12 protein-coding genes and 1 tRNA gene are annotated in these 13,370 nt (G+C 65.9%); 5 read left to right on the top strand and 8 right to left on the bottom strand.

All coding sequences use genetic code 11. From position 1 onward, the window contains the following. Positions 1-12 precede the first annotated feature (12 nt). A complete protein-coding gene (locus G6N81_RS10455) occupies positions 13-180 on the top strand; it encodes a hypothetical protein (protein WP_165136586.1) in 168 nt (55 codons plus the stop codon). A gap of 124 nt (positions 181-304) precedes the next feature. Further along, complete coding sequence (locus G6N81_RS10450; protein WP_165136583.1) at positions 305-949, top strand: TetR/AcrR family transcriptional regulator; 645 nt, start codon at positions 305-307, stop codon at positions 947-949. Here G6N81_RS10450 and G6N81_RS10445 read toward each other — a convergent pair. Genes G6N81_RS10445 through G6N81_RS10420 form a run of 6 tightly spaced genes read right to left on the bottom strand, consistent with a single transcriptional unit; the run spans position 919 to position 7,758 of the window. Beyond that, on the bottom strand, positions 919-1,944 hold the full coding sequence (locus tag G6N81_RS10445) for a hydroxyacid dehydrogenase (protein ID WP_165136580.1): 1,026 nt from the start codon (positions 1,942-1,944) through the stop codon (positions 919-921). The two genes, G6N81_RS10450 and G6N81_RS10445, sit on opposite strands and share 31 nt — an antisense overlap. Before the next feature lie 17 nt (positions 1,945-1,961). Further along, positions 1,962-2,621 carry a DUF624 domain-containing protein gene (locus G6N81_RS10440; RefSeq protein ID WP_165136577.1) on the bottom strand — a complete coding sequence of 220 codons (660 nt, stop codon included), beginning with the start codon at positions 2,619-2,621 and terminating at the stop codon, positions 1,962-1,964. Between the two features lie 4 nt (positions 2,622-2,625). After that, positions 2,626-3,516 (bottom strand): carbohydrate ABC transporter permease, encoded by an 891-nt coding sequence (locus tag G6N81_RS10435; RefSeq protein ID WP_165136574.1) that lies wholly within the window; start codon positions 3,514-3,516, stop codon positions 2,626-2,628. Then, positions 3,516-4,457, bottom strand: coding sequence for a carbohydrate ABC transporter permease (locus tag G6N81_RS10430; protein ID WP_165136571.1), 942 nt, complete (start codon positions 4,455-4,457; stop codon positions 3,516-3,518). Before G6N81_RS10430 ends, G6N81_RS10435 begins: the two co-directional genes overlap by 1 nt. A 29-nt stretch (positions 4,458-4,486) precedes the next feature. Next, a complete protein-coding gene (locus G6N81_RS10425; protein WP_165136568.1) occupies positions 4,487-5,773 on the bottom strand; it encodes an extracellular solute-binding protein in 1,287 nt (428 codons plus the stop codon). 29 nt (positions 5,774-5,802) lie between these two features. Next, a complete protein-coding gene (locus G6N81_RS10420; protein ID WP_241244957.1) occupies positions 5,803-7,758 on the bottom strand; it encodes a DUF2264 domain-containing protein in 1,956 nt (651 codons plus the stop codon). Positions 7,759-7,899: 141 nt separating this feature from the next. Between G6N81_RS10420 and G6N81_RS10415 the strand changes: the two genes are divergently transcribed. From G6N81_RS10415 to G6N81_RS10405, 3 genes are read left to right on the top strand one after another with little or no spacing between them, the layout of a single operon-like run. Then, on the top strand, positions 7,900-9,846 hold the full coding sequence (locus tag G6N81_RS10415) for a heparinase II/III domain-containing protein (RefSeq protein WP_165136562.1): 1,947 nt from the start codon (positions 7,900-7,902) through the stop codon (positions 9,844-9,846). Next, positions 9,843-10,940 carry a substrate-binding domain-containing protein gene (locus G6N81_RS10410; RefSeq protein ID WP_165136559.1) on the top strand — a complete coding sequence of 366 codons (1,098 nt, stop codon included), beginning with the start codon at positions 9,843-9,845 and terminating at the stop codon, positions 10,938-10,940. The genes G6N81_RS10415 and G6N81_RS10410 overlap by 4 nt, the downstream gene beginning before the upstream one ends. 53 nt (positions 10,941-10,993) lie before the next feature. Next, complete coding sequence (locus G6N81_RS10405) at positions 10,994-11,641, top strand: ThuA domain-containing protein (protein ID WP_165136556.1); 648 nt, start codon at positions 10,994-10,996, stop codon at positions 11,639-11,641. 269 nt (positions 11,642-11,910) lie between these two features. On the opposite strand, the gene G6N81_RS10400 is transcribed toward G6N81_RS10405, so the two are convergent. Both G6N81_RS10400 and G6N81_RS10395 read right to left on the bottom strand, forming a co-directional pair. Then, a tRNA-Ser gene (locus G6N81_RS10400) sits at positions 11,911-12,002 on the bottom strand. A 68-nt stretch (positions 12,003-12,070) separates the two neighbouring features. Beyond that, entirely contained in the window at positions 12,071-13,345 is a 1,275-nt protein-coding gene (locus G6N81_RS10395) for an LCP family protein (protein WP_165136553.1), read from the bottom strand. Positions 13,346-13,370 lie beyond the last annotated feature (25 nt).

Genomic DNA, 13,370 nt, shown 5'->3' with positions numbered 1-13,370 from the left:
GACGGATCCGCCATGATCGCGATGAGCTTTCGCCACAGCGACCCCCTCCCCACGGGTGACGATCTCCCCGGGCAGCACGCTCTCATCCGCGAACGGCTGGGCGGCATCGGCGGCGAGGTCCCACACATGCTCGAGCGGATGGCGGATGGGCGTGGCCTTCGCGCCCCGCAACCGCGCTGAGCTCCTTCTCCGCACATCCGTGATGCGAGCAATGGGCGTACCGTGGATCTCCCGACTCGCGATCGGCCGGGCCCTTCGCGACTCAATCGATCTTCCTCCAGAAGACGCCGGATGATCGAGAACCATGCCCCTCCCCCGTTTTGAGTGCCTGCCCCGCGAACGCCGCAGACCGCTACTGGAAGCAGCCCTCGACGAATTCTCCGCACGGGGATTCGCCGACGCGTCCCTCAACCGAATCATTCAGACGGCCGGAACATCCAAGGGATCGCTGTACTACTACTTCGAGGACAAAAACGACCTCTACCTGACCGTTCTCCACGAACAGCTTCGCGACCTGCTGCCCGACCACGACAGCGTGCCTATTCCGGTGGCCGCCGATACCAACGCGTTCTGGGCGGCCGTGGAAAAACAGGCCTCGCTGTTCGCGCAGCGACTCCTCGCTTCGCCGCGCCTGGTGGCGCTCATCCGTGACGCACTCGCCACCAGCTCGCCCCGCGACGAAGCAAGCCGTGCCACCGAGCAGATGCTGCTGCCGTGGTGGGAAGACACCATCGCGGCGGGGCAGACCGCCGGGGCGATCCGCACGGACCTGCCCCGCGATCTTCTCATCGCCGTCGCGATGAGAATCGGTCAGGCCGTTGACACCTGGTTGCTGACTCAGCCCCCCGAAACAATGAACCTCGACGCGGGAGTGCGCGAATTCGTCGCCTTCCTCAGACGAGCGTTCAGACCGGAGACCTACGCCGACGTGGCGAGCGCCTCCGGCTGAACAGGATGTGCCAGCGGCTCTCCGCGCGCGATGCGGCGCAGCTCGCCCACCTGGTCATCGATCATTCTGTCGACTTCCGTTCCCACTGATCCGGCGATGTGCGGCGTCAGCAGAACGTTCGGATGGTCGTAGAGCGGGTGTTCGGCGGGCAGCACCCACGGCACCGTGACATCGAGAACAGAGAAGAGATCTCCGCTCAGGACCCGCTCGGTGAGAGCATCCTGATCCACGACATCCCCGCGCGCCGTATTGATCAGCGTGGAACCGGGACGCATGGACGCAATCAGCTCCCGTGAGATCAGCCCACGCGTTGTCGGCAACGACGGCGCGTGAACCGAGACGACATCGCACGTTGCGCACAGCTCTTCGAGCGATGCCGGCTCGGCGCCCATCGCACGCACGTCCGCGGCAGCCACGGTGGGGTCGCTGACGACCACATCAACGTCGAAGTTCTGCAACAGGTCGATGACCCGGCGGCCGATGCGCGATGCGCCGACGATTCCGACGCGGCGCCGGTAATTTCCGATCACCCCGAGCTCTGCCTGATTCAGATCGGTGCGCGTGTTCCGATACTGGCGCGCGATCTGCACAATGCGCTTGTTGGACAGGAGGATCGCCGCCAGTGTGAACTCGGCGACGGGGACCGCGTTCGCGTCAACAGCGGAGCTGACGCCGATTCCTCGATCCCATACCTCCGGCGCGAGCATTCCCTTGACAGACCCGGCAATATGCAGAATCCATCGCAGATGAGGGGCCCTGTCCAGCAGCTCGCCGTTGATAGGAGGGGTTCCCCACCCCGTCACAAGAACCTCAGCGCGTTCGAGGGCGGCAACGGCCTCCGGCGTCTCAAAACTGTCGACAGTGGCGATCACCTCGCCGACCGAGGCAAGCTCATGCGCAAGATATTCCTCGGACAGCGACGCGAAAATCCCCGATCCTACGGCGCTCACTATGGCAGGTCGATGGGTGCCCGACAAGGGCGTTTGCGTTGTCATGTGTGCTCCTTGGAGGCTTATGCGGCCGCCACGAGGGCGGGCTGCAACGTGTACCGTCCGCCCGACCAGACGACATACCAGACAGCGCCGGCTGTGACACCGATCGCGATCGCTGGTGCCTGAACGAAGATGATGGCCTGCACCCCGATAACGGCGAGCGTTCCGATCGCCAGCGGCCAGCGTCGCACCGCGAGCAGCAATGCTGCCCGCAGCGCAACGCTAAGCCGCGCTGCCGGTGCCTCAGCGATGCCGACGAGCGCCGTGGCACCCGTCACCAGCGCCAGGAGCGCGAGAACGACCAGCAGCGGAGCGACGAGAGCTCCCACCCCCGTCGGCACGAGGACGAAAACGTCAACGGCAGCCACCGTGACGACGGCCGAGGTGATCGCGCCGACCGCGAGCGCCCGCCAGAACACCGCGCGATATGTGCGCAAGAACGGGCGGAAGACGCTTCGCTCACCGTCGGAGTGCTCGCGGAATACCCCGAACGCTGCGCCGAGCGCGGGAGCGCACACAGCAGCCGCGGGAGCCATCAGCGGCCACGACAGCGACGGATCCGTTGTGACCAACAGGACGATCAACGGCAAACAGCTCACGGCGAGGGCGATGTTGATGCCCAGCACCAGGTAGCAGGTGTGGAAGATCGCCGAGTAGAAACTGTGCGGGATGCGCTTCATGACCTCAGCCCTTCATCCCGCTGGTCGCAATGCCCTCGACGAAGAACCGCTGTCCGAGCAGGAACACCACGGCAATCGGCAGAACAGAGATTGTGAGCCCGGCGAACAGCACGCCGTAGTCCACGTCGTAGAGGTTCGCAACGAAGTTCTGTAGACCGAGCTGCATCGTCCACAGGCTGGAATCGCGCAGATAAATGAGCGGCCCGAGGTAGTCGTTCCAGGTGTTCACGAACGTCAACAGCGACAGGCTGGCAACCGCGGGAACCGACAGCGGAACCATGATCCGCCACCAGATGCCGTACTCGCTGAGCCCGTCAAGGCGCCCGGCCTCCGAGAGGTCCTCGGGGATCGTCTCGTAGAACTGCTTCATCAAGAAGACGCCGAAGGCGCCGAAGGTCTGGAGGAAGATGATCGACCACAGGGTGTTCGTCAGCCCCGCGTTCGAGAGCATGATGAACTGCGGGATCATGTACGACTGCCACGGCACGGCGATCGTTGCGACGTACAGCAGGAACAGAGCGTCGCGGCCAGGGAAACGGATCCGCGAGAAGCCGTAGGCGGCGAACGATCCGGTGATCACCTGCAGGAGCGTGACCGACACCGAGAGAATCAGGGTGTTGCGGATCCACGTCACGATGTCGGAGCGCGTCCAGATGTCGACATAGTTCTGCCACACGAACACCTCGGGCAGCCAGCGCACCGGCACCGAGAACACCGAGTTCGCGTCCTTCAGCGAACTCATGATCATCCAGAAGAACGGGGTGAGCATGGCGGCCGCGGCGGCGATCAGCAGGATGTAGAGAACGGCACGGCCGATGCGCGTTCGGACCGTCTTCTGCCCGCCCGCGATGCGACGACGCGACGGCGGGACGACGAGATTCATCGTCTCGGACATCAGATTTCCCTCCTCTTGTTCCAGAGGAACTGAATGATGGTGACGATGATGCAGAGGAAGAACAGCACAACGGCTGCTGCGGAGGCGTAGCCGAACTCGTTCTCCTCAAAGCCCTTGCGGTAGATGAACTGTGAGATCACCGTTGTCGACTGTCCGGGGCCACCGCGCGTCATGACGAGGATCAGGTCGAAAATCTTGAACGAGTTGATCGTCAGGATCACGACGACGAAGAACATCGTCGGACGCAGGCACGGCAGCGTCACGTTCACGAACCGCTGCCAGACATTCGCACCGTCGACGCGGGCCGCCTCGTGGAGCTCACGCGGAACGGTCTGCAACCCGGCGAGGAAGAGCACCATGTAGTAGCCCATGTCGCGCCACGTGCTGACGATGACAACGGCGGGCATCGACCAATCGGGCGATGTCAGCCACCCCGGAGGGTTGGACAGTCCGAAGAAGCGCAGGATCTCGTTGACCGGCCCGTAGTCGGGGCTAAACAGCAGATTCCACACCAGGGCGATCGCGACGATCGATGTGATGTAGGGGAAGAAGGCCGCCGTACGGAAGAACGCCACACCGCGCAGCTTGTTGTTGAGCAAGATCGCCAGGCTCAGTGAGACGACGATCGTCAGCGGGATATGAAGACCGGCGTAGTACAGCGTGTTGAAAAAGGCGCGCCGGAAACTCCCGTCACCCGCGAGGCGTGTGAAGTTGTCGAGGCCGATGAACGTTGATGTTCCGAAGATGTTCCAGTTGGACAGCGACATGTAGAACATCACGATCACGGGCACGAGCGTGAGCGTGGCAAAACCGATGAAGTTCGGGGCGATGAAGCTCAGGCCCAGAAGGGTGTTCCGGATCCGCAGGCGCGACACGCGACGTTTGCGTGTCGGCGCCTGCGGTACCGTCGCACGCCGGGGAGCGTTCGACGTGACGGTCATGATTCTCCTTGTGCGACAGTGCCCGCCGGTTAGTCGGCGGCAACCTCGTTGGCGACGCGCTGCTCTGCTTCGGCGATCGCAGAATCTACATCCGTCGATCCCGACAGGATCGCGGAGTGCATGTCGTTGAGGATGTTCTGAATGGCCGTTGTGCGGTTCGACGTGGGGTTCTCGGGCTTGGTGTCGTGCGTCTGCACAGCAAAGGCCGACAGCTCGTCGGTGGGCGCACCCTCGGATCCGAAGTAGGCGTCAACAACGGCATCGCTGAGCGCTGCCGGCATGATGCCGATTTCGGCGAGGGCAACGGCTGCTTCTTCGCTGGCGGCGTACGCGAGGAACTTCTTGGCCAGCTCCGCCTTTTCACCCTCGAGCGCGGCGTTCACGGCGAAGCCGGTGGGGTCACCGAACGTGACGGGAGTGTTGTCCATGCCGGTGGTCGATGCGTCGAACTGCGGAATGGGTGCGATGCCCCAGGTGAAGTCATCAGCCTCTCCCGCTGCCTGCTGCGAGATGAGCGTCGCGACGAACCACGTTCCCATGGGCAGCATCGCGGCGCGCTGGCGGCCGAACTCGCCCTGGTAAGTGAGCTGGTTCGCCGTGACGGTGTTGTAACTCTCCTGCAGGCCATCGTCCTGCATCCGCAGCACGCGCTCGTAGAACGGTGCGAAGTATCCGTACTCGCCGGAAAGCAGGTCGGCACCAGGCGACTGGGCGTTCGCAAAGCCCTGCAGAACGGACTGCCAGGAGTGCTGGTAGGTGCCGTTCACGTCAGTGTTGTCGGCGATCTGACGTGCCGCTTCCTCGTAATCGTCCCACGTCCACGTGCCGTCCGGGGTGTCAACGCCTGCCTCGTCGAAGAGATCGGCGTTGTAGAACAGCACCCAGGCGTCCTGGCGATACGGCGTTGCGTAGGTGACGCCGTCGACCACATAGGACTCGGCGCCGCCGATGCCGGCGGGAAGGCTCACATCGCTGACGTCGGCGAGCTGGCCGCCCTCCTGGAAGGTCGTGACGAACTTGACTTCCTTCTGCGTGATGATGTCCGGACCGGATCCGGCGGCGAGGTCGGCAGTGAGAAGGGTGTTGTACTCACTCGGGTCGTAATCGACGATGTTTACCGTGACGCCCTCATTCTGTGCTTCGAAACCGTCGGCGAGAAGCTGGAATTCGGGTGTGGTGGCAACGCTCCAGCCGGCAACGCTGAGCGTTGTCGCGTCGCCGCTACCGTCGGCGTCGCCGCCGGATCCGCCACAGCTGGCGAGGACGAGGGTTCCGGCGGCGAGCGCCGCTGCGGAGGCGATGATTCGGGTGTTCATAATGCTGCTCCTTTGCTGCATGTGATGGCTCACGCGCCGGGGGCCGATGCGTGAAGGGGGAGAAGTGTCTGTGTCGTGTGGCCATCCGGCCAGGTGATGTGGGCTCGGGTGCCGCCGTTGGTCGTGCCGGTGAGGTCGGCCGTCGCAGCGCCGCGTGCTCCCGTGGTCTCACGGCCGGCCAGGGTGAGCTGCGCCGTCATCCACTGTCCGGGGGCGACCTCCGTTGTGAGCGTCGGAATCGCCGTGACGGGTCCGAGCGGCGTCGCGTCCGTGCGGGTGACGATGGCAGGCTCGGCCGGCATGTCGACGGCGCGAAGCAGGCTGATGTGGCGATCGTTCTCGGCACGGGCGACGTTGCCGTCGGCGCTGGCCGTCGGCTCGTCTCCGGAGAGCGCCCACCCTCCCCACCGCATGCGCCATGCCGCGTCGTCGGCGGGGGCATCGTCAACGCGGACGAATCGCAGTTCCCACGCGCCGCGCAGAACGGATACGGCGGTCACGCGCGCGATCACGTTTGCCTGGCCCGCAAGCCCGGATCCGTGGCGCTGCTGCTTTTCGTCCGGCGCGATCACGTGTGCATCCCAGGAGGAAGCGGCGACGGCGGTTTCGTCGTCCGCCGATACCTGCAGGCGCGTCATCCCCGAGCGGTGTGTGACCTCGCCGCCGGGTCCGATCAGGGTGACGCTCTGGTCGAGGGGGTTGCGCCACGCGTCGTCGTCGAGGAGGGGGCTCGTCACGGTGGAGTAGCCGAGGCGGGCGTACAGAGGAGAGTCGCCTCCGAGCGAACCTTCTTCGGCGTGGTCGGTGCCGTGGTTGGCGATGCGCACGATGCCATCAGCCGCGGTGACCGAAACGGCCCAACCGGGAGCGGAAATAGCGCGGACGCTGTCGCGTTCTTCCGCCGGGAGGGGTGCGTGTGCCGCTTGCCAGACCGGGTGATCGGCGGGAAGGGCAATTCCGAGCAGCCCCTTCGCGGCCCAGTAGGGCGAACCGGGGCCGGAGTATGACTGTGCGAGCTGGCGCCACTCGTGGTGCCAGCCGATCGTCAGCAGATCCCGCTCATCGGGCGCACCGCTGGTGTCGAAGTGCCGGGTGATGCGCTCCGCCGCGTGGCGTAGCGCTCCGGCGCCTGTTGAGGGAACCTCGGCGATCACGCCGGCCCAGAACGGCGCCGCTGCCGCGAATCGATAGATGAGACTGCGGCCCTGGAAGAGGGGTGATCCGTCGGCTCCGACGAGGTGCAGGGCGTCAACCAGATAGCGGTCGAGCGCCGCGATGTCTGCGCGTGTGCGGTCGCCAACGAGATCGCGTGCGCCGCGCATCCGCGACCAGAGAACGGGGTACAGGTGCAGCGCCCATCCGACGTAGTGATCGTACGAGCGCCCCTCGCCGTCGGTGATCCAGCCGTCTTCGCGCACCAGGTCGTCGTGCAGCGCAAGGTCGGCGTCGATATCGCGCTGAGACCAGGGTCCCCCGACCGAGCGCAGGAAAGTCTCGACAACAACGCGGAACCAGAGCCAGTTCGTGCGTGGGTACGTGTCGTCTCCGACAACGGGGGCGAGGTACGCGACGACGCGCTCCTGGGTGAGGCTGTCGAGCTTGTCCCAGATCCAAGGCCGGGTCATGTCCAGAATGAGGGCGATCGATGCCGCCTCCACCTTTGCCTGGGCGTGCTCGTCCATGCGCACCCAGCGATCGGGTGCCTCGGGATCAACGCCGCTGACGATGCCGCGGGAGAAGTGATCGATGAGCGTGTCGACGCCCTGTCCGCGCTCGCCAGCGATGCGAAAACCCGCGATGAGGAAGCTGCGCGCAAAGCCCTCGAGGCCATCGACGTCGCGGCCGTATCCCCCCGCTTCTCCGGGCGGGGTGATGCGCCCGCAGCCCTCGGAGGCATACGCCATGGCGCCCTCGAGAAGGCGGTCGGCGAACGCGGTCCAGCGGTCGCGGGACCAGGTGCCGGTCGGCGTCGTATCGTGCTGCACAGTTTCTCCTTCGAAACGCCTCATCGGTGAGCGCTTTCCGAAAGTAACAAGCGATTACGCTCACAACAAGTACAGATTTTTCTTTCTCGATCGTTTACGATCGTTTACACGCGCCAGAACGACCGCCTGGAAAGGAACACGATGACGTGCACTTCCGCTGAGACGGCGCCAGCCTTCCCGCTGACGAGCGCCCTCGCGGCCCAGATTGGCGCACCGCGGGACACTCTCGCGGCGGCGCTGGCCGAGGTTCTCGCGCCCGCCGCGTCCGCTCTGCCGCTCGCTCCCGCATCACAGTGGGCAGCGAACACCGTCGACGGGCCGACGATCGCCTCCCTCCGCTCTGCCGCGGCAGCGGAGTCGGGAACGCCGTGGCCCCAGCCCCTCGCCCACGATGCGGCCCGCTTTCACGGCGACGGCGATCGCATCACGTGGGAGACGGCAGCCTTCGCCCGCCAGGACCGTCTGACCCGCGCCGCGGTTCTCGCTGCCGCCGGGGATGAGGAAATGCTGGCCGACGTAGTCGACGGCGTGATACTGCTCTGCGAGCAGAGCTCATGGTGCTGGCCCGCGCACGACGACGCCTACGCGCGGAATGGTCTCGTTCTGCCCGATGCCGCGTCACCCTACCTCGATCTCGGCGCCGGAGAGGTCGTTGCGCAACTGGCGTGGCTGGACCAGGCGCTCGGCGATGCGCTCGAGTCCCACTACCCCGGCGTGCGGGAGCGGATCCGGTACGAGGCACGCATCCGGATCTTCCGCCCATTCCTGACCAGACGAGACTGGCACTGGACCGGCACCCCGGGAGCCGCGCACAACTGGAACCCCTGGATCCACGGAAACGTGATCGTCGGGGCGCTGCGGCTGCTCGACGGCGATGAGGAGCGGGAACAACGCGCGAGGGTCATCACGCTCGCCCTCGAGGGCATGGACGCCTACGTCGCAACGCTGCCGGTCGATGGCGCCATCGACGAGGGCTACGGCTACTGGTGGAACGGTGCCTGCCGCCTGCTGGAGGCGCTCGACGTTCTTGTCCATGCGTCGGACGGCGTGCTCGACGCAATCGCCGGCGTCGAACGGCTGCGCGAGACGATCGCCTTCCCCCACCGCATGCACCTGGGAGGCGAGTGGTTCGTGAGCGTCGCCGACGCACAGGCGAAGCAGATCGGAGCAGCCCCCTGGCACGCGCTGCACAGGGCAGCGCGACATGCCCGCATGGACGACGCTGCCGCATTCGCAGCCTCGCGCCACCGCCCCGGAACGCCCGTCGCCGCTGAACGCGACGGGCTCGGCCGCCTGCTGCGCGCCGTGACTGATGTGTCCTGGCGGGAAGCGCGGCACGAGGCGTCCCCTCTGCCCGCATCGACGTGGTTGGAATCCACCCAGATGCTGGTCGCCCGTGAACACGCGGGCTCAGCACGCGGGCTCAGCCTTGTCGTCAAGGGCGGGCACAACGGCGAGAACCACAACCACAACGATGTCGGTTCGGTCATCGTCGCCTCGGACGGCGTTCCCGTCATCGTCGATCCCGGGCGTCCCACGTATGACGCGCGCACCTTCGGCCCCGGCCGCTATGAGCTGTGGCCAATGCAGAGCGAATGGCACAGCGTTCCGTTCATCGACGGCTCGGGCCAGAGCGTCGGACGAGATCGCGGCGCGTCCCGCGTCGCCCACGAAACGTCCGCAGACCGGGACCAGCTCAGCCTCGACATCTCGGGCGCATACGATGCCCCCACCCTCCGCTCCTGGGTGCGTACGGCCGCGCTCGACCGCGTCGATTCGCGTGTCACGATCACGGACGAGTGGGAGCGCGCCGCTGATGCAGATCGCCCGACGCAGGTGCGTTTCCTGCTGGCGGGTGACGTTGCCCTCGAAGAGGGCTCCGCCATGATCACCCCCCTCGGTGATGCTCCCCCGATTCGTCTCGATTGGGATCCTACCGCTGCCGCGCGGCTCACCCCGCGCCCGCTCGACGACCCGATGATGACCGAGGTCTGGGGCCAGAGCCTGACCCGCCTCGACATTGATGTGACCGACCGCACTTCCTTCGCCGTGACCGCGCGGCAGACTGTTCAGGGGATACCGCAATGACCGATTCCTCCTCGCCGCTGGCAACATCGCGGCGCTCCCGCATTCTGCGCATGCTCGCCGATGACGGCGCCGTACGCAACGCACATCTCGCCGACATCCTCGATGTCTCCCCCGTCACGCTGCGGCGCGATCTGCAGCAGATGGAGGTCGAGGGGTTGCTCGTGCGGGTGCACGGAGGGGCCGTTCCGCCGCCCGCCGGCATCCCCTCAGCCGCGTCACTGTCACACCCACACCCGGGAACGCGCACGATCGGAGTTCTCGTTCCGTCCCTGGACTTCTATTGGCCGCGGGTGATCCGGGGGATGTCGCGCGAGGCCGAGTCGCGAGGCATCTCGCTGCTTGTACGCGGAACCTCCTACGGGCTTCAGGACGAACGCCCCGTGCTCGAGCGAATGCGGGAGACCGAGGGAGTTTCGGGCTTCGTCGTCGCGCCCAACACCGACGCCTCCCACTCGGCCGATGTGATCTCGTGGCTCCACGGATCCGGTTTGCCGTTCGTATTTGCCGAACGCGAGGCCGTTGCGCGTGAGACGGGCGCGCCGGTGGATTCCGTTGTCACCGATCACGCGCTGGGCGCTGTTCTCGCCGTTCGCCACCTGGCCTCACTCGGACACCGCCGGCTGGGCCTCGTGCTCACGCACAGCTCCCCCACCTCACGCAAAATCGTCGCGGGGTGGCGCGCGGCATGCACCGAACTGGAACTTGCCCAGGGGGATGTCATCGCCCGCATGCTTCCCGATCGTGCAGACAGCGGATTCTTCGCCGCCGTTGGCAACGTCATCGACACCGTTCTCGAAGCGGAGGCGACGGGCCTTCTCGTGCACTCCGATCGTGAGGCGATGGCGATCGTCGACGTGGCGAATGCGCGCGGACTGTCGATTCCGGGTGATCTGTCGATCGTCGCCTATGACGATGAGGTGGCCGAGATGTTCACCCCGCCGCTAACCGCTGTGGCTCCGCCACGTGCGCACCTGGGTCGCTCCGCCCTCGACCTTCTTGTGCAGCGCATCGCCGCACCGGATCGCCCGTCGCACCAGGTAACCGTGGCGCCCGCGCTCAACGTGCGCTCGTCAACAGCGCGGCAGGCAGGGTAAAACGGCGGGTCCGCAACTCAGCGGGAAAGCGCTGTCCGTGATGTGATGGAGACATGCGCGCACTCATCGCCACCGCCGAGGGACGATACACCGACCCCTGGCACCCGTTCGTCGAAACAACCCAGCGCCTCGCGGAAACGCTGACGGAGGCGGGGTTCACCACCGAGGTCGCGCCGGTTGACGAAGCGCTCGCCCGTATCGGCGACGCCAACCTCCTCGCCGTCAACGCGGGAGATCCCTGGCGCCATGACCCGCTTCCGCTGGGAGCTCCCGTCGCAGCGATCACCGGTCTCGACGAGGCGCTGAAGCGCGGCATCGGCGTTCTCGCGATGCACACGTCGCTCTCGTCTCTGCGCGACTATCCGTCGTGGCCCATCGCGGTCGGCGGCATGTGGGTGCCGGGGCTGTCGATGCACCCGCCCATCTCGAACGCAACATTCTCGTGGGCACCCCATCCCCTGGCGGACACGGAGCCCCTCACGGCCTTCGACGAGCGCTACGCCTACATGCAGCAGTTCGGACCGCGTGACGTCGTCGCGGTTCACGAGCACGACGGCATCAATCACCCCGTCGTCTGGACCCGATCACACGGAAACTCCCGCATTGCCGTGGACCTGCTGGGCCACGACGCCCGCTCCTACGACTCCCCGGCGCACCACGCCCTCATCACCCGCCTCGCCCACTGGGCAGCCGGCGCCTGACGCCCGGCGTCGGATTTCCCGACACAGTCGATGCCTGGAACGCCTCCCGGCCCGGGCGTGGCCACTGGCGCTAGCGGCGCGGCTTCCCGAACGAAGGATATCTGCGCGGCCACGCCGCGATTTCCGCCCTCTGAGATCGTTTCGCCGCAATTCTTCCTTCGTTAGGACGCAGGGCGCGCCAGCTCATACGTTGACGCCGTGTCACGGCACCGCCAACGCAAAGACCCCTCGATCCCGCATAAACACAGGGATCGAGGGGTCTTGCACACTGGCGGAGACGGGGGGATTTGAACCCCCGGTCGAGTTTAACCCCGACCCTTCATTAGCAGTGAAGTCCGTTCGGCCGCTCCGGCACGTCTCCTCCGTGCACCACCAGGTGGGCACTCGCACAATCATACCGCCTCGCGACCGAGACGTCGAAACGGCGTGTCAGAACAGGCCCTGGTCGTCGCAACTGACGGTGTCGTCCGCCGTTGAACCGCGCAGATTGTCCGGTAGCTCCACGTCAGGCGTCGGAGTCGCTGTCGGGAACGGCTCGGGCGCATCCGACGGCTCGGGCGCATCCGACGGCTCGGGCTCCAGGGTGTCGTCAGGCTCGGATTCTTCACCCAGGCGAATGGGCTGATTCGCGTCGATAACAGCCTTCAGCTGGCCCCACGCGTACACGTCCGGCGCCACCTTATTGGGGTTGGGCGCATAGTCGATCGCGGGGAACTGCACGAAGGCGAAATCTTCCAGCGGAACGCTCGCTGCCGCCTGCGCGATCTGCACCATCGACACGGGGTTCGTGAGCCCGGTGGACACCGTTGCGTTGTCGACAACGGCCCTGGCGAGGCGCAGAAGAGTGACAACATCCGTCAGGGTCTCTTCGCTGACGAGCTTCTGCGCCAGCGATCCCATGTAGACCTGCTGGTTGCTGATGCGCGAGAGGTCTGATCCATCGCCAATGCTCGTTCGCACCCGCAGGAACTGGAGCGCCTGAAGCCCCTGCATGTTATGCGTTCCGGCGTCGAGCACGAGGCCCGTGTGCTGGGGATCGTTGATGGGCTCGGCAACGCACACCTCGACCCCGCCGATCGCGTTCGTGATTTCGATCACGCCACCCCAGGTGAGCATCGCGGCGTGGTCGATCGACATGCCCGTGAGCTCTTCTGCCGTGCGAACAACGCACGGCAGGCCACCCGCTCCGTAGGACTCGTTGAACGCCGCGACGTCAACCGGCCATGTCTCGTTGCCCGTCGCATCCGTGCAGGCGGGACGCGATGTCATCATGTCGCGGGGAATGCTGATCACGGTCACGCGACGCGGTTCCGGCGAGATGTGCAGCAACATGTTCACATCGTTGAGAACGCCCGCGTAGGTATCTTCCTGCTGCTGCGCCAACTCTTCTGTGCAGCGCCCGCCGAAGAAGTCCAGGTAGTCGGTTTCGCAGGCGTCGACGCCCGCGAGGAGGATGTTCACGGCCTTATTCGGCAGCACGTCGATATGCGGGGCGTCCGGCCCGTCCTGCCCTTCGAGCACGACCGAGTTCCTGTTCAGGGTGGACGTGAGATCGGCATAAACGAAACCGCCGACGCCGAGCACGGAGACGAGAACCGCGGACAGCACGAGAGCGGCGCCCTTGAGCCCGCGAGACAGGACCCCTGGACGACGACTCGAGGAGTGACGCGCGGCAGGCACGATGCGGTTAGCTGGCCCGCTCATCGCGCCTCCACCCGTCGGGATCAGT

It is taken from the genome of Microbacterium amylolyticum, from assembly GCF_011046975.1.
Classification (GTDB): domain Bacteria; phylum Actinomycetota; class Actinomycetes; order Actinomycetales; family Microbacteriaceae; genus Microbacterium; species Microbacterium amylolyticum.
Note: the sequence above shows the minus strand (reverse complement) of the source record. Positions and strands in the feature narration are given on the sequence as shown.

Coding starts and splice junctions, on each gene's coding strand:
- G6N81_RS10455 (WP_165136586.1), top strand. CDS start 13: ATGATCGCGATGAGCTTTCGCCACAGCGACCCCCTCCCCACGGGTGAC.
- G6N81_RS10435 (WP_165136574.1), bottom strand. CDS start 3,516: ATGTCCGAGACGATGAATCTCGTCGTCCCGCCGTCGCGTCGTCGCATC.
- G6N81_RS10450 (WP_165136583.1), top strand. CDS start 305: ATGCCCCTCCCCCGTTTTGAGTGCCTGCCCCGCGAACGCCGCAGACCG.
- G6N81_RS10415 (WP_165136562.1), top strand. CDS start 7,900: ATGACGTGCACTTCCGCTGAGACGGCGCCAGCCTTCCCGCTGACGAGC.
- G6N81_RS10445 (WP_165136580.1), bottom strand. CDS start 1,944: ATGACAACGCAAACGCCCTTGTCGGGCACCCATCGACCTGCCATAGTG.
- G6N81_RS10405 (WP_165136556.1), top strand. CDS start 10,994: ATGCGCGCACTCATCGCCACCGCCGAGGGACGATACACCGACCCCTGG.
- G6N81_RS10395 (WP_165136553.1), bottom strand. CDS start 13,345: ATGAGCGGGCCAGCTAACCGCATCGTGCCTGCCGCGCGTCACTCCTCG.
- G6N81_RS10410 (WP_165136559.1), top strand. CDS start 9,843: ATGACCGATTCCTCCTCGCCGCTGGCAACATCGCGGCGCTCCCGCATT.
- G6N81_RS10425 (WP_165136568.1), bottom strand. CDS start 5,773: ATGAACACCCGAATCATCGCCTCCGCAGCGGCGCTCGCCGCCGGAACC.
- G6N81_RS10430 (WP_165136571.1), bottom strand. CDS start 4,457: ATGACCGTCACGTCGAACGCTCCCCGGCGTGCGACGGTACCGCAGGCG.
- G6N81_RS10440 (WP_165136577.1), bottom strand. CDS start 2,621: ATGAAGCGCATCCCGCACAGTTTCTACTCGGCGATCTTCCACACCTGC.